Here is a 16635-nt window from a genome sequence, read left to right as displayed (position 1 = left end):
GGGCCCGGGAGAAGGGGGTCTGGGGGGTGAGGGCCGTTTTCCGTCGGCTGACGATCAGGGGCTGGAAAATGCAAAACGGCTGCCGTTGGTGGGGAACGACAGCCGTTTCGCATACCTTATGGATACGCCCTGGCGGGCGACTTACAGGGGACGGATTCGCTGGTGGTCTCCCTGTCCCGTGTTGGTGAGCCCACAGGAGGCCATTTTGTGAGCAGCGCTGCATGAATGACACCTCCTGGGGGCCTTTTCCCAGATGGGGAGTTTTATCTGTCGCCGCCTACCTGCGGGCAGGGGCGATTCATGAATCGCCTCTGCCCCGGCAACACCCATGAGGGAGACTACCGACTCACTGCCGCCCTGCTTACTCTCCCGGTTTCCCGTGCGGCTCATGGCATTGCAGGCAGTCCATCTTGCCTCGCGTGAACTGCCCCTTCTCGAACTCCTTGCCCTTAAAGTGGCAGCTTCTGCAGACGGTCGCGCCAACCGGCATCTCGTAAGCCGGCTCGAACGCGTTGTCCGCGTACTGGTTCAGCAGCTCCACGGCCCGCGCCGCCACATCACCGGTCAGCCGGCCGCAGCGCTCACTTCGCTCCGGGGATCCCGAGGGATAGCCCGATGCCTGGCACCACTTGGTGACGGAGACATGGCACAGCGGGGATCCGGCCACGCTTTGAGCCAGCAGCTCGTCCGATTTGTACTTGTCGACCAGGAAGGCGTGCTCGCTGGCGTACTGATTGCTGATCTCCGTCGGCAGGGGGGTCTCGGTGTACCATCCCATCAGCTCGTGAACGATCTTCTTACAGGTTCCCTCATCGGTGACCAGGTTAATGGCGGCGAAGGCTCCGTTGAGCGCCCCGCACAGGGTCCCCCATCCCGCCGCGCCGCCGGCGCCGTAGATCATCATCTCGGCGGGGATCTGGTCAAACGGGAATCCGATCTCCTCTCTCAGCGAGTCGACGATCGCCCAGAAAGCCCCATAGCAGCAGTGCGCCTTATAGTATCCCAGATGACCCTTTTTCCGGATCATCTCCGGGTCCAGCTTCACATACGGCCAAGGCCATTCGGGGACCTCTTTGACGACCTCTTTCACCACCTCGACTTCTTTGACTTCCGTCTTCGCCTCGGGGCAGGGAGTCCCCTCTGTCGCCACCGGCCCCGATGCAGGAACCATCAGTTGGCCCTGTGCGCATGAGAACAGGCCCATAGCCCCAGCCCCGATGACCGCTCCTGCCAGAAACTCCCTTCGTGACAAGCCTTCTCGACCACTTCGCGACTTCTTTCCCATCTTTGGGTCTGCCATGATCGTTCCCTCCTAAGGTTGCAAGACATGAGATATCAACTCTTTCCAATACTCTACAAGATCAGTGTGAGATTAGCATGGGGGATGCCCCCCATGCCCCATGGGGGACGGCCCCCCATTCGGGCTACCGAACACCCCCATTTGATCCACTGCTCACATAAGCCAGATATTCACCGTACCTTACAGGCCGCTCCTCCTCGGAATGAAGATAGGGCACGCGTGAAAGCGTGCCCTATCTGTCTCCTGCTCTCGTCTTCTACTATCCGAAGGGCCGAACTTGGGATATGCGCGGGAGCGCGTCCCGTCCCGTGAGCGCCCGTCGGATCCTACGCCTCGTCCGGCTCCAGCTTGATGAGCCCCTTGCGCACGGCGTATCTCATGAGCTCGCGCCAGCTCTGCAGGCCAAGCTTTTTCATGATGTTCGAGCGATGCTTTTCCACCGTCTTCACGCTGAGGCAGAGCATCTCGGCGATCTCCCGGGTGCTCTTCCCCTCCACCACCAGCTGCAGCACCTCTTTCTGTCGCAGGGTCAGCCGGTCGTAATCGCTGGGCTGTTGCTCCCCCCGGCGCTCCAGATAATCATCCAGGATGGCCCGGGTGACCGTTGGGGAGAGGTAGGCGTCCCCTCGATACGCCGCCCGGATAGCCGCGAGCAGCTCCTCCGGCTCCCCCTCCTTGAGGACGTATCCGGAACCCCCTGCCTTGAGCATGGCGAAGAAATACTCCTCGCGATCGTGTACCGTGAGCGCCAGCACCCGGACCTGAGGCAGCCGCTGGTGGATCTCGTAGGTGGCCTCTACACCTCGCAGCCTCGGCATGGCGATGTCCATAAGCACCACGTCGGGACGGAGACGGACGGCCTGCTCCACCGCCTCCCAGCCGTCGGCGGCCTCGCCTACCACCTCGATATCCTCACACGACTCCAGCAGCGATCGGATGCCCGCCCGGACGATGCCGTGATCGTCCGCTATCAACACGCGAATGGTCTGCATGGTCATCCCTCCAGGGGGATCTTCACCAGGATCCGGGTCCCCTTACCCGGACTCGATTCAATGCGCATCTCCCCATCCAATAGGGTCACTCGCTCCTCCATGCCGCGCAGCCCCCAGCCGTTGCCGCCTTCCGCCGTCATCGTCTTTCTCGGGTCGAATCCTCTGCCGTTATCCTCCACAACCAGTTGCAGGTGCCCGTTCACCAGCTCCAGGTGGATGCGCGCCTCACTGGCCTGGGCGTGTCGCACGATGTTGGCGATTCCCTCCTGGACCAGGCGGAAGACCGTGGTCTCCACCTCCGATGGGAGGCGGTCTGGCAGGTTGACCACGTGAACCCGGGTGTGGATGCCCGCGTCTTCCAGTCGCTCCTTGGCGTGGCCGCGGATCGCCAACTCCAGGCCCAGGTCGTCCAGCGCCTCGGGGCGCAGGTCAAAGATGAGCGTGCGCAGGTTCCGCAGGCTCCGGGCCGCCGTAGTGCGCACGACGCTCAGCTTGGTCTTGAAGTCCTCGAGCCCCTTCGGGATGACCTGCTCCAGGGCCGCGCAGTTCATGACGATCGCGGTCAGGGCCTGGCTGGTCTCGTCGTGGAGCTCCCGGGCGATGCGCTTCCGTTCCTCCTCCTGAGCGGTGATGATCTTCTTGAGCAGCTCGCCGCGCATCTGCTCCTTCCGTCGCACGTCCGCGTAGAGAGTCGCGTTCTCCACGCCCACGGCGATCTGGCGGCCGAGGGCCCGCAGCAGCTCGACCTCGTTCGCGAGGTCGCGAGGCTCGCGTGTGCCCACACACATGATCCCCAACGCCGTTCCCTTCGCGATCAGGGGCACGTACACTACGGAGCGCAGGCCGTTGGAGTCGAGATCCCCCTCGGTGGCTCCCTGAGGTCGTGGCGGTTGGCTCATCACCACTGGCCGATCCGTTTCCATCGCGCCCGTCCGGCTCGCGTCGATCCACTCCCGGCGCAGGGCTTCCGCGGCGGCGGCTCCGAGCCCGCGATGGGCCGCCAGCGCCAGATCGTCGTTGCCGTCCTCCCTCAGGAAGACGGCGCCTGCATCCACATCCGTCAGCTCCAGGACCTTGTCCAGGGCCATGTCCAGGATCTCCTGCAGGTCGAGGGATCGGCTGACGATGGCGGCTATGGCATTGAGCGCGGAGAGCTCCTTGTTGCGGCGGACCAGCGCCTGCTTCATCCGCATCTCTTCCGTCACGTCCCGCAGCAGCTCGATGACCCCGCTCATATCGCCGCGATGGTCGTGCAGCGGTGAGGCCACGATATCCACATAGCGCCCTTCACCTTCCATTTCCCCTTGCTCGTGGAAGTGGGTGACCCGGACGGGTTTGCCGCTCTTCATGACCTCTCGCACGGGGCACTCGCAGTGCGGCGGCTGGCAGGGGCGGCCGTCGTGATTCACAACCCAACAGCGCTGGCCGAGCACCGGCTCTTGCCCATTCCATCGCTTCTGCACGGCCGCGTTGGCCAGGCGCACACGGAAGTCCCTGTCCACCACGACCAGTTCGTCGCTCAGCCCGTCGATGATCGCCTGCAGGTAGTCGCGCGCCTGTTGGGCCTCGGCCTGGGCGGCCATGAGGGCCGCTGTGCGCTCGCGAACCCGCTTGTCCAGCTCTCGGTTCCAGGCCTGGATCTCGTCCATGAAGTCTCGCAGCCGGGTGCGCATGTGGTCGAAGGCCTCCGCCAGGGCGCCGATCTCGTCGCCTCGCCCGCAGTGGATGGGGGTATCCAGGTCGCCCTGTGCGATGCGCTGCGCGGCCCCGGTGAGGAGTTTCAGGGGGGCGACGACGCTGCGGGTGATCATCCACACCATCACCAGGGCGAGCAGCAGGGCCACCACGCCAAGGATGACGACGCGCTCCTGTAGCTGACGTGCGGCGGCGAAGGCCTCCTCCTGATGCTGTCGCACCACCACCCCCCAATCCACCCGGGTCAGCGGTGCGAAGGCCATGACCTCCGGCCGCGGGGCCTCGCCACGGGGCGTCTGGTGGCAGTCATGGCATACGGCGACCATGGGCTTCCTCTCCTGGATCATGTTGGCCAGGCTGCCCCTGTGGTCGCTCTGGCGGAGCACCCGATCCGGGCGCGTGCTCAGCAGGATCACCCCATTGCTGTCGACGACCTCCATGTATCCCGTTTCCCCCAGAGACACCGGCTGCAGGAAGGCGTTCATCTCGGGGCTTTCCAGATCCAGGCTGATGGCCAGCGCGCCGATGATCGTCCCCGCGCCGTTGCGGATCGGTACGCTGACCAGCGCCGTGGGGCGTTGTCCCGTGGCCAGCGAGACGAGCCCGGAGACGGCGAAGCGGCCCGTCTGCAGGGTGCTCTGGATGGAGGGCACGGAGGTCAGGGGGATGAGGTCCGGCATAGGGTCTGCGGGCTCCGCCTGCACGATCTCGCCCCGGTTGTTCAGCAGGAAGATCTGTTGGCTGAACAGGATCAACTGTTGGTAGGCGGCGTGCTGTCCGAGCAGCTTCGATCCCGTCAGATCGGATTGAGATCCCTCCGGGGCCAGAAGGGCCGCGATGCTGACCATCATGCGCTCGATGTGAGCGAACACGGAGTCCAGGTGGCTGGCGGCCAGTTGGGCCAGCGCCACCCGCTCCTGCAGGGCCTGTTGGGTGTTGCTCCGGGTCGCGTGCACCCCCAGGTAGCCGAAGCTCCCCGCCAGGACCAGTAGAGCAGCCACCACGATCAGGATCATCTTCGTCGTCAGCGCCAGATCCGTCCACAAGCGGCGGGTCCACGACTCCGTGGTAGAAGCGAATCGTTCTGAAAACCCTCTCACTGCCGCCATATATCTTCCTCACGCTTCCTTACACCAGGGTCGGGCCTGGGCGGGCCCTTACCCCACCCCCCAGCACCGTCCAGGACGGCGAAGGCACAGGTGAGGCCCGAATTGCCGGGTAAATCCACAGTCGTATTCTGCCCGAACATCGCATGTCCGGCAAGGGGACGACGGGGCAGGTCGTGCACTTTTTCGTGTGGAAAGACAGCGGGGAGCTTTGAGGGACGCAGTCCTCCAGAAGGAGGATATTTTGATTGCAAAGACCAGGTTTTGAGGTAAAATGTGAATGTCAGGCGTTTCAGCTCAAAAGTCGGTTTCCATGCCCATCGCATCCCACCCGGGCGATGGATATGATGGGGAGGGCGGCTTTCCTTAGTCGCCCGATTGTGAGGGCAAATATGGAAATCTACCCCTACCGTGGATTTCTGGCTCGCCTACAGCATCTACGCCCACCCCAACGCCCGGGTGGTGTTCGGCGACGAAGGACAAGGATAAAGAAAACGCCGGTGGCGGGATAGACCCACCACCGGCGTGACTCATCGCCTGTCGAAGGCGCCCTAATCGCTTAGAAACTCCTCGCCGATCTTCCCCGCGGGGTCCGCCTTGGTAGGAAGCCCCTCCAAAATCTCGGCGAACTCGCTCATGAACAGCTCGTAGATGCGGCGCAACTCGGCGACGGGATCCGGGTGATCGTCTACACGCAGGTCGATCTTGGGATAGTCTTCCGTGTCGACGATCAGCAAGGCGGCTGACTGCTTGCCCCGCTTGTCGCCGCCGGCTGCCTCAGCCGCCTCCAGGCAGCGCAGCAGCCGCTCGGCCAGCGGCAGATCACTGCCCTCCGTCTCCTCGAACACGCGGGCCATCTCCGCCACCACATCCCCGTTGGCCAGCATGTTGCCTGCCGCCGCGTAGTTCGGGCCAGTCCGGTGCCCGCACCAGGTGTCACACCGCTCGCCGGTGTAGGCGGCGCTGCGCCCCTGCGCATCCACAATGGCCAGTTGCCGAATCTGTGGACGCGGGTCCCTGGCCAGCGAGTTGCGCAAAGCCTCCTCCGCCGCCTGCCCTTGACTGAGGTTCTCGATCATCCAATAGCGATGATAGGGATTCACGAAGGCCTGGGTGGAGCAGGCTCCAACCTGGGCTTTGGCGTTGGGGGCCAGCGCTCCCACGGCGATGAACTTCGTGGAGATCCCAACCCCTAGCTGCCCCGTTCGAGCGCATCTCGCTGAGATCGAAAAGGTTGCCAGGCGCGGTGCGGAAAGCTTTTCCCGTTGCATCACACACTCCTTTCCTTGCGGGTTTGTGATCAAAGTGCCCTATACCCGTACGTCGGACCGGGGATCCAGCGCGTCGCGCAGCCCATCGCCGATCAAGTGCAGCGCCAGGACCGTCAGAAAGATCGCCAGCCCCGGGAAGATGGTCCACCAGGGCGCCTCGAGCATGTACTCCCGGCCGAAGCTCAGCATCGAGCCCCAGCTTGGATCCGGCGGCTGGGTGCCCAGGCCGAGGAAGGACAGCGCCGCCTCCGCCAGGATGGCGAAGGCGGTGGCCAGGGATACCTGCACGATCACCGCGTCCAGGGCGTTGGGCAGGATATGCCGGCGGACGATATCCGCGTCCCGGAGGCCGATGCAGCGAGCCGCCTCGATGAACTCCAGCTCTCGGACGGCCAGCACGCTGCCGCGGGTGATGCGGGCGAAGATCGGCACGTAGACGATGCCCACCGCGATCATCACGTTGGTGGTGGACTGCCCCAACACCGCCATGATCGCGATGGCCAGGAGGACGGCGGGAAAGGCGAACAGCACGTCCATGGTCCGCATCACCAGGGTATCGACCCATCCGCCCAGGTAGCCAGCCAGCAGCCCCAACAGCAGCCCGATGGAGGTCGCGATGGAGACCGAGATCAGACCAACCTTCAGGGAGATGCGCGTGCCGTAGAGGACGCGCGAGAAGATGTCCCGCCCCAGGTCGTCGGTGCCGAAGAGGTGCGCCGCCGATGGGCCCTGAAGCCGATCTCGGATGTTGGTCTTGATGGGATCGTAAGGCGCGATCACGGGGGCCAGCAGCGCGCTGATGAGAAGGAGAGCGATGATCAGCGTGCCGAGGAGCGCCAACCGGTTCCGCGCGAAGCGTCTCCAAAAGCGGGAGGGACGGAACGTGAGCATCACTTGCCCTCTTGATCGAAGCGGATGCGTGGGTTCACCCACGTGTAGGCGATGTCGACCAGCAGGTTGCTGAAGACGAAGACGAATGAGACCATCAGGACGACGCCCATGACCACCGGGTAATCGCGCTGGTTGATCGCGGTCAGGGCGAGCCATCCGATGCCCGGCCACGCGAAGACCTGCTCGATGATCACGGCGCCGCCGAGCAGATATCCTATCTGCAGGCCCAGCACCGTAAGCGTCGGGATCAGCGCGTTCTTCAGCACATGGCGGAGGATGACGATCCGCTCCGCCAATCCCTTCGCGCGCGCGGTCCTGACGTAGTCTTGGGAGAGCGCCTCGAGCATCGACGAGCGGGTGAAGCGCATCAGCGCTCCCGTGTTGAAGAGCCCGAGGGCAATGGATGGCAGGATCAGATGCTTGAGATGCGGCCCCAGGCCGGCGCTCAAGGGGGCGTACCCGGAGGCCGGGAGCCAGCGCAGGTAGAGGGAGAAGATGAGGATCAGCAGGATGCCGAACCAGAATCCGGGCATGCTGATGCCGAACAGCGCGAAGGACGTGAAGGCGTAGTCCAGGGCCGTGTACCGCCGCGTGGCGCTGATGATCCCGGCGGGGACGCCGATCGAGACCGCGATCAGCAGCGATAGGATGGCCAGCTCCACCGTGGCGGGCAGCCGCTGGAGGATCAGCGTGGAGACGGGGCGCTTGCTCTGATATGAGGTCCCGAGATCACCGCGCACGACGTTGCTGAGCCAGATGCCATACTGTACCCACCAGGGTCGATCGAGCCCAAGGGAGCGCCGTATCCGGGCGACCTCTTGGGGGCTGGCCTGCACGCCGAGGATGGCCGTGGCCGGATCTCCGGGGGTGAGTTTCAACAGCAGGAAGACGGCCAGAGAGACGCCGACGAGGACCGGGACGAGATGGATCAATCGTCTGATGATGAAGGTGGGCATCTTGGCGTTCACTCCTCACATCGGGGTGGGCAGGCCGATGGGCGTATCCCCAGCCGGCCTGCCCACCCCTGGCTTCCGTTCCTGTGGATCATTCCCCTTGATCGAGCCAGACCGTCTTGAACGTCATATCCTCGCGGCCCGTCATCACGAAGCCGTTGACGTTCGCCGTGCTGGCCATGATGGACTCGCGGTACACGATGTGGACCATGGGAGCCTGATCGATCAGGTACTCCTGGATCTCGTAGTAGACCTTCTTCCGCTCCTCCTTGTCGCGTAGCTTTCGCCCCTTCTCCAGCAGCGCATCCAGCTCCGGCGTGCTGAATCGCCAGATGTTGAAGATCTCGCCGCTGTGGTGCCACTGATAGAAGAAGTCATCCGGGTCGATGCCGCCGGAGATCAGGACGATCTCCGCCTCGAAATCCCCCTCGGTGACCACCTGCTGGATCCAGGTGGACCACTCGAGCTGCTGGATCTCGAAGTCCACACCGACCTCCTTCGCGGCCTCGGCGATCAGCTCCGCCATCTTGATCTCCAGCGGATAGGTGGGGCTGACCTTGATCGTCGCCTTGAACCCATCGGGGTAGCCGGCCTCGGTCAGGAGTTGCCGGGCTTTCTCCGGATCGAAGGTGTAGGCATCCTTGATGGCGGGATTGAAGGCCCAGTGGCTTTCCGGGATGGCGATCTGCGCGGGCTTGGCGTAGCCCTCCATGACGGATTGGGCGATCGCCTCGCGGTCGATGAGATAGCCCATCGCCTGACGGACGAGCTTGTTGTCAAAGGGCGGCTTGGTGACGTTGAACCCCAGGTGGTCTCGTACGACGCCGAGGACGCGGTAGACCTTGAAGTTGGGGTCGCTCTCCAGCTCGGCCACGTCCTTGTAGGGCACGTTGCCGATGAAATTCAGCCCGCCGGTCTTCAGCTCGACCAGCTTGGTGGCCGATTCGGGGATGGGCCGGAAGACCACCTTGTCGAGGTAGGGCTTGCCCTCCTCCCAGTAGTCATCGAATCGCTCCAGGGTGATGTGATCTCCTGAGACCCACTCCACGAACTTGAACGGCCCCGTCCCGATCAGCTGCTGGTTGAAGTCCACGCCCGCGTCCTTGGGCAGGATCCAGAGGGACTCCAGGTTGGTCAGGAACGCCGCGAACGGGTATTTGAGCTTGAAGACGACCGTGTAGTCGTCGGGCGCCTCGACGGACTCGACCATCTCCAGGTCGGAGCGATCCGCGGCCGGGAAGTCGGGATCCATGATCCGGTTGAAGGAGTAGATCACGTCCTCGGCCTTGAACTCCTTGCCGTTGTGGAATTTGACGCCCTGGCGCAGTTTGAACGTGTAGGTCAGACCGTCATCAGAGATCGTCCAGTCCGTCGCCAGCTCCGGGTCCACGCCATCCAGGGTAACGTTGGCGGTCACCAGCGACTCGACGATGTTCTGCTGCACCTGGAAGCCCACGATCGTCACGCTCTGGTGCGGGTCGAGCTTGTCGATCTCCCCGTGGAGAGCGACGGTCAGCGTTCCCCCGTATGTCGGGGCCTTCTCCTCGGCCTCCGTGACGGCTTCTGTGGCCTTTTCCTCCGCCGGGGCGGCGGCCGGCGCGGCTCCGGGGGCGGCCTGCGGAGCACAGGAGGCGACGAGCGCCAACGTGCTCACCAGGACGAGAGCGAGACCGATACGCCAGAAGCTACCTGGAGTACGCATGGGGATCCTCCTTCCTCTTGGTTCGTGTGACTGGATGGGTTTGGGGGAGCGTAGTGAGAGCGTTGACCGATAGACCCGACGATGGGTGAGGGGAGAACGCGCCGTGGTTCTTCATCCAGCCCGAGGGCGTGTCCGAGGGATCGGGACGTCCTCCCGGGGACAGGTGACCGAGGATAGTGCCATTTTGATTGCCCGGGCTTGCGGACGTAGATAGGTCCCTTGTCAATGAACCGTGTTCGCTGTGAAGGGGCTCAGACACACCCTGGAGAGAGGATTTGCATACAGCGCCAGTGCTGTTGCGCCGCCGGTAGAATTGTAGCAGTGGGAGAACCGGGCGTCAAGTGATCTGCTCGCCTTTTGGAGGAGATCGGATTGCTCCCCCTGCTGACAGATGCTATAATCCCGCAAACGAACCTGCGGAAGCTTACGGTGCCTCCTCCTGGCTCACGTGCAACACGGCCAGCAGGATGAATCCGAGGATGCCCAGCCCGGCCCCGGTCATCAGCGCCGGAACGATCCCAACATACGTGGAGAGGATCGTGCCCAGGAGCGGGGCCAGGAAGGTGGCGACGTAGTTCGTGGTCTGGTAAATGCCGATGTAGAAGGGCTGATCGCGCTCCGGGCAGGTGGCCAGAGCCAGGTCGAAGAAGACCAGATTCATGCCGGCGCGGAAGGCCCCGAACAGCGCCACGAGGAGGATCAGGGGCTCCGGGCTTCCGGTCAAGGCGGTCAGGGCCGGGTACAGGCTGACCCCCAGCGTGGACGCCAACAGGGTGAATCGCTTGCCCCACCGCCGGGAGAACCGATTCCAGAGGAAGTAGGCGATCAGCACGATGGCGCTCTGGGTGGTATTCAGGATGCCGATCCAGCTGTCACTCGCCCCCACCTGGCGCACCCAGTAGATGGGGATGAGCGGTATGGGCAGCATCAACCCCCATCGAAACACGAATTGGGCGGTCAGGAAGCGGACGAACTCCCGGTTGTCCAGGACCTGACGAAGGCCGTTCCGCAGCCGCCGGGTCAGGGGCTGTCCCTTCGGCGGTGGGGGCGGCGTTTCCTGGTCGGGCAGCTCGATGTGGGCTGAGAAGTACAGGCTGATCAGCCCCCCCGCCGCGGCGCTCAGGAAGATGATCTGGTAGTTCAAGGGGAAGGCCATCGTCTCCAGCGCCTGTCCGGCGATGAACGCGGCGAGCGCGCTGGTCACCCCCAGGATGGACCACCGCCGGCTCATCAGGGTGAATCGCCCTCGCGGCCCCGCCACCGCTCCCATGACCACGGTGAAGGATACGGAGACGATGGTCTGGGGGACTGTGGCCAGCGCCCAGATCAGGAGGATAGCCTCAGCCCGGTGGGTGGAGAAGAGGAAGGGGACCAACCCGGTCAGCATGTAACAGGAGAGGACCAGGAACCGGGCGTAGGAGAGCCAGGGCACGATCCGGCGTTGCCGGGACAGGAATCGTCCCGTCGGCATGGCCAGGAACATCCCGGTGAGCGCGGGCATGGCGGTGAGCAACCCGATCAGGAAATCCGATGCCCCCAGGCGCACCAGGAAGATCGGCAGGAAGGAGCCGATCCCGGTGGCCAGCCCCACCCCTACGCCGTCTGCCAGCACGTTGCGGAGGTTGCGGTCTTCCACGGAAGGGGGTGCGTAGAGCCAGCGGAGAAGTCGGGCGGGACGGCGCGCCAGCCGGGCCCAGACGATCGGGTTGGCCAGCCCGGCCAGGTGCCCGGGTGCGGTGAAGGGATGCCCGGGATATATGCGACGGAATCGGTGTTTGCGCGGCTTGGAATCGGATCGCGTCATGCCTCCAGTATATACACGAGCATCGGGAAAGACAATAACCCCTGGCGTAGGATCGGGTATCCTGTTCGGTGGGAATACGGCGGGGAGCTTTGAGGGGTGCAGCCCCTCAAAAGAGGCTTTCTTCGTGCAGGCAGTCTCCCTTATGGGTGTTGCCGGGGCAGGGACGATTCATGAATCGCCCCTACCCACAGGTAGGCAGCGGCAGATAAATCCCCCCATTTGGGAAAAGGCCTCCAGGAGGCGCCATTCGTGCAGCGCTGCCCGCAAAATGGTCTCCTGTGGGCTCACCAACACCGGACAGGGAGACCACCTTCGTGCAGGAAGGCCTTTTTATGTCTACGGTTCGGGGCAGTACCGTCTCCTGTCAGCGTTAGAGGGAATTTCATGGTGAATCGGCGTTTGTTTCTGACTTTGATCGTATCGAATTTCCTGTTGTTCTTCGGCTTCAGCATCTGGATGTCCATCTTCAACAACTTCGCCGTGGGCGAGATCGGCGTGCGACCCGAGCAGATCGGCTTGATCCAGTCGCTGCGAGAGATCCCCGGTCTGCTCGGGTTCACGTTTGCCCTGTTGGCGCTACTCATGCCCGAGATGCGCATCATGGCCTTTTCCACGATCATCCTGGGGATCGGCCTGATGATGACCGGCCACTCCAACAGCGTGACGACGTTGCTGGTGGCGACGATGGCGACCAGCGTTGGGTTCCATTATTTCTATAACGGATCCTCCGCGGTGGCGCTGCTGGGCTCTCATACCGATCAGGCGCCGCGGGTGTTGGGAAAGATCAACGGCGTCATCGCGGCGGCGTCCATCGCGGCGACGGGGATCACGGCGCTCGTGGTCCGGCACGTCGGCGAGCGCAGCATCTTGAACGCCTCAGGGATCGCTCTCATCGTGGGCGGGCTGGTGCTCATGCCGTTCATGAAGCAGCCGGGCCGGAAGGCGTTGCCGCGCCGATCGTCCATGCCCATACGGCGTCGTTATTGGCTCTATTACATCCTCACATTCCTCATGGGGAGCCGACGTCATATCGCCAGCACCTTTGCGATCTTCCTGTTGGTGAAGGAGTACGGCATCAGCACCCAGCAGACGGCCCTGCTCTACCTGGTCAACAGCCTGATCAACACGTACGCCGGCCCTCAAATCGGTCGGCTGGTGGCCCGCTTCGGCGAGCGCCGCGTGCTCACCATCAACTACATCCTGCTGATCGGCATCTTCCTGGGGTATGCGTACCTTCCCTGGCTGAAGGTGCTCTACGTCCTCTTCATCATGGACAGCGTGCTGGGCGGGGTGGGCATCGCGCTGTCATCCTACTTCAAGCGGATCGCCGTGTCCCCGGACGATATCACGGGCAACGTCTCCGTCGCCCAGAGCATCAATCACATCTCCGCCGTGATCCTGCCGTTGGCCGGAGGATGGGTGTGGGCGCTGTTCGGGTCGCAGTACACGTTCCTCTTCGGCGTCGGCATCGTCTCCCTGGCGCTGGTGTTGACGCAGCTCATGCGGGTGTCGGGCGGGGTGGAGCGCCCGGTCCCCGCGTTGGCACCTTGAGCCTGCGGTAGCCCCTCCGAGGAAATCTATTTTCGGGCCCTCACCAGGGGAGGTGTGGAGGGGCCTCCCCTCCACGGAAATCCCGCTTTTTCGGCCTGTACCTGCCTTTCCCAGCCCTTTCCGAAGGGATCTGGGCCGAGGCCGGGCAGGTTGAAGGCGGAAGAAGGACTTTTTCCGGAGGGGCTTCGCCCCTCCGGGCTTCCCCACAGCAGAGGCAATGACATTTCTCAGACACACTTTCAGACGCACTCTTACATGAACAGAAGGTCAGGAGGAGCACATGTCGTCATTCAACGGTTTGCACATGGGGCTGGGGAATCTCTCTCGGCTCTCGCGTGCCGTCACCCGTTCCATCAGCGCGGAGAATTTCACCGGCGAGAAGGGAAAGGGCGGGATGGCGACCGAGGGCACGGGCGCCGTCGCGGCCCGGGAGCTCGGCCAGGGGTGGAAGGTCTCCCCCTCCATCAACGTGCCTGGGAACGCCACCGTGACGCTGGCGGACATCCAGGGCCCGGGGGCGATCCAGCATATCTGGCTGACGGTGCATCCCAGCGCGTGGCGGCGGATTGTCCTGCGCATGTATTGGGACGAGGAGGAGACGCCCAGCGTGGAGACCCCCCTGGGGGACTTCTTCTGCATGGGATGGTGCGAGCGAGCCAACATCGCCTCGCTGCCTGTGGCCGTCAACCCGGCGGGCGGTTTCAACTCCTATTGGGAGATGCCGTTCCGGAGATCTGCCCGCATCACCATCGAGAACTTGACGGAGGACGAGATCCGAGGGTTCTACTATCAGATCGACTACACGTTGACCGAGGTCCCGGAGGATGTCGCCTACTTCCATGCCCAGTGGCGACGAAGCAACCCGCTGCCTTACAAGGAAGTGCATACTATCCTGGATGGCGTTCAGGGATGGGGACACTACGTGGGCACCTATATCGCCTGGGGCGTCCATAACAACGGCTGGTGGGGCGAGGGCGAGGTCAAGTTCTACATCGATGGGGATGGGGACTTCCCCACCATTTGCGGCACGGGCACGGAGGATTACTTCGGGGGGGCGTGGGACTTCGAGCAGCCGGAGGGCCAGTACTGTGAGTTCTCGGCCCCCTTCAGCGGCCTCCCGCAGGTGATCCGGCCGGATGGCCTGTATCGCAGCCAGCAGCGCTTTGGGATGTATCGATGGCACATCATGGATCCCATTCGCTTTGAGCAGGATCTGCGGGTCACCATCCAGGCTTTGGGATGGCGATCGCCCATCGGCGGACAGCGGCGATATCTCCCGTTGCAGGACGACATCGCCTCGGTGGGTTTCTGGTATCAGGCTGAGCCGCATGCCCCCTTCCCCCCATTTCCCGATCATAATTTCCTTGAGGTGATTTGAGTGCGTGTCTGCGTGGAGGGGTGATCCTCTCCACGCCTCCCTCCCCCATGGAGCGCGTGGCTGCGGGATGCCCTCAGCCACCATGCCGGTAAATTCTCAGGTACGCTTTGGGAGAGGTCATTGTGGAAGATCGGGTACGTGCTCTGTTGGCAGCCACCCGGCTGCGCGTGGATCCCACCCCCTTTGTGCTCGTCCGTTTGCCGGCGGCTGCCTGTGCGACCTTGCTGGCTCAGTTCGATCGGCAGATCTCCTGCGAGTTCCTGTCCCTGGTCCGCTCCGCCGAGGAGACGACGGTACTGCTCACGGAGGCGGCCTGGGGACGCATGGCAGGGGACTGGCCGGATGCGGTCGTGGAGCGCGGCTGGCGGCTGATCACGCTGGAGCAATCCATCGCTTTGGACGTGGCCGGTTACCTGGCCCCCCTGGCGCAGGCGCTGGCCGCGGCCGGGATCCCGCTGCTGGTAGTCTCCGCGTTCTCGACGGATCATCTGCTCGTGCATGAGCGTGATCTGACGAGGGCAAAGGAGGAGCTGCAGCGGGTCATCGACGAGGCCGGCCGGGGCGGCGCCGGCGAGGGGGTGGCGTAATCGGACGGCCGCTCGCGGGGATGGGGATTTGAGTTCTCCAGGCGTCGAACGGAAGCCCCGGTGGTTACTTCGGTGCGGATCGTTTGTAGATGGGGGCCGTGAACCCGGTTGGGGCGGCCCCCTTTCCCTTTCTGTGGCCCTTTCCTGCCTTTGGCCTATCCTCATTTCATGCTCCCGTGCGGTGGGTGCCGTCTAACGAAATGCTAACGGGCCGCTAATGTCTTTCTAATGGCGGATCGATAGATTGATGGTCGGTTGGGATGGATTGTGCCGTGGACAGGTGTTTGTGGAGAAAAGGAGAGACGTCATGACGAACCTCACGCGATGGGATCCGATCAGCGATATCATGAATCTGCGCGATGCGATGGATCGCCTCTTTGAGGAGAGCCTCTCTCGCTCGCGATGGACATCCTCCTCTCGGGAGCGGGAGATCCGGCTCCCGGTGGACGCATATACCACCCCGGAGGAGGTCGTCATCATCGCTTCCATCCCTGGGGTGGAGCCGGAGGATGTGGAGATCACGCTCGAGGGCGAGACGTTGACCATCAAGGGCGAGTTCCCTCCGCCGGTGGAGGGGGTGAATTACGTGCTCCAGGAGCGGGCACGAGGGGCGTTCCGTCGTGTGCTCACCATCAATGTCCCCGTGGATGTGGACAAGGCCGAGGCGACCTTCCGCAACGGCGTGTTGACCTTGCGCATACCGAAGGCGGAGGCGGTTCGGCCCAAGACGATTAAGGTCAACGTGAAGTAAGGCGTTCCTTGACTTCGATGTCGTGCTTCAGGTGCCGGATGCTTGCCCAGGGATAGGAAGGTAAGGGAGGGGCATCCGGTACTTGATGTCATCACAAGAGGAAAGTGAGGAGGAACCTATGGCAGATGTCAAGCTACGCCCACTGGGTGACCGAGTCGTCGTCGAGCCGATCGAGGAGGAGGAGCGCACGGCCAGCGGCATCATCTTGCCGGAGACGGCCAAGGAGAAGCCGCAGCAGGGTAAGGTGATCGCCGTGGGGCCGGGTGCTCGGGATGAGAACGGCAATCGGATCCCCATGGATGTCAAGCTGGGCGATCGAGTGCTGTTCGCCAAGTACGCGGGCACCGAGGTGAAGCTGGACGGCGACAACAAGGTTCTGGTCCTGCGCGAGTCCGACATCCTGGCGGTCATCGAAGGATAATCACACTTCTCTCCCGAACAAGGATCCCGTACATCGTGACGTAAGGGAAAAGAGGGAAACGATCGAGATCGAACGTGGAGGGAGGAGGTAGGTTATGCCTGCGAAGCAGTTGGTCTTTTCGGAGGAAGCTCGTCGAAATCTCAAGATCGGTGTGGACACGCTGGCGAATGCGGTGAAGACGACGTTGGGCCCCAAGGGCCGCAACGTGGCGTTGGACAAGAAGTGGGGTGCGC

13 protein-coding genes are annotated in these 16635 nt (G+C 63.4%); 5 read left to right on the top strand and 8 right to left on the bottom strand.

What is annotated here, in order from left to right:
* Positions 1 to 361 precede the first annotated feature (361 nt).
* From GXP39_18095 to GXP39_18060, 8 genes are all read right to left on the bottom strand, one after another.
* Positions 362 to 1090 carry a C_GCAxxG_C_C family protein gene (locus GXP39_18095; protein ID NOZ29945.1) on the bottom strand — a complete coding sequence of 243 codons (729 nt, stop codon included), beginning with the start codon at positions 1088 to 1090 and terminating at the stop codon, positions 362 to 364.
* 536 nt (positions 1091 to 1626) lie between these two features.
* On the bottom strand, positions 1627 to 2292 hold the full coding sequence (locus tag GXP39_18090) for a response regulator transcription factor (GenBank protein NOZ29944.1): 666 nt from the start codon (positions 2290 to 2292) through the stop codon (positions 1627 to 1629).
* Between the two features lie 2 nt (positions 2293 to 2294).
* Positions 2295 to 5096 carry a GAF domain-containing protein gene (locus tag GXP39_18085; GenBank protein ID NOZ29943.1) on the bottom strand — a complete coding sequence of 934 codons (2802 nt, stop codon included), beginning with the start codon at positions 5094 to 5096 and terminating at the stop codon, positions 2295 to 2297.
* Positions 5097 to 5644: 548 nt separating this feature from the next.
* The gene (locus tag GXP39_18080) at positions 5645 to 6364 is read right to left on the bottom strand and encodes a DUF1028 domain-containing protein (GenBank protein NOZ29942.1); all 720 of its coding nucleotides are present in this window, start codon (positions 6362 to 6364) and stop codon (positions 5645 to 5647) included.
* A gap of 39 nt (positions 6365 to 6403) precedes the next feature.
* Positions 6404 to 7255, bottom strand: a complete 852-nt coding sequence (locus GXP39_18075) for an ABC transporter permease (protein NOZ29941.1) — start codon at positions 7253 to 7255, stop codon at positions 6404 to 6406.
* Positions 7255 to 8211 (bottom strand): ABC transporter permease, encoded by a 957-nt coding sequence (locus GXP39_18070; protein ID NOZ29940.1) that lies wholly within the window; start codon positions 8209 to 8211, stop codon positions 7255 to 7257. Before GXP39_18070 ends, GXP39_18075 begins: the two co-directional genes overlap by 1 nt.
* Positions 8212 to 8299: 88 nt before the next feature.
* Positions 8300 to 9910, bottom strand: coding sequence for a hypothetical protein (locus GXP39_18065; protein ID NOZ29939.1), 1611 nt, complete (start codon positions 9908 to 9910; stop codon positions 8300 to 8302).
* A 424-nt stretch (positions 9911 to 10334) separates the two neighbouring features.
* On the bottom strand, positions 10335 to 11714 hold the full coding sequence (locus GXP39_18060; GenBank protein NOZ29938.1) for an MFS transporter: 1380 nt from the start codon (positions 11712 to 11714) through the stop codon (positions 10335 to 10337).
* Positions 11715 to 12098: 384 nt separating this feature from the next.
* Between GXP39_18060 and GXP39_18055 the strand changes: the two genes are divergently transcribed.
* From GXP39_18055 to GXP39_18035, 5 genes are all read left to right on the top strand, one after another.
* Positions 12099 to 13265, top strand: coding sequence for an MFS transporter (locus GXP39_18055; protein NOZ29937.1), 1167 nt, complete (start codon positions 12099 to 12101; stop codon positions 13263 to 13265).
* Positions 13266 to 13545: 280 nt separating this feature from the next.
* A complete protein-coding gene (locus GXP39_18050) occupies positions 13546 to 14643 on the top strand; it encodes a DUF2961 domain-containing protein (GenBank protein ID NOZ29936.1) in 1098 nt (365 codons plus the stop codon).
* 122 nt (positions 14644 to 14765) lie between these two features.
* Positions 14766 to 15230, top strand: a complete 465-nt coding sequence (locus GXP39_18045; protein NOZ29935.1) for an ACT domain-containing protein — start codon at positions 14766 to 14768, stop codon at positions 15228 to 15230.
* Between the two features lie 307 nt (positions 15231 to 15537).
* Positions 15538 to 15981 (top strand): Hsp20/alpha crystallin family protein, encoded by a 444-nt coding sequence (locus GXP39_18040; protein ID NOZ29934.1) that lies wholly within the window; start codon positions 15538 to 15540, stop codon positions 15979 to 15981.
* A 118-nt stretch (positions 15982 to 16099) separates the two neighbouring features.
* Positions 16100 to 16402, top strand: a complete 303-nt coding sequence (locus GXP39_18035; GenBank protein NOZ29933.1) for a co-chaperone GroES — start codon at positions 16100 to 16102, stop codon at positions 16400 to 16402.
* The last annotated feature ends 233 nt before the right edge of the window (positions 16403 to 16635 follow it).

The organism is Chloroflexota bacterium, from assembly GCA_013152435.1.
Classification (GTDB): domain Bacteria; phylum Chloroflexota; class Anaerolineae; order DUEN01; family DUEN01; genus DUEN01.
Note: the sequence above shows the minus strand (reverse complement) of the source record. Positions and strands in the feature narration are given on the sequence as shown.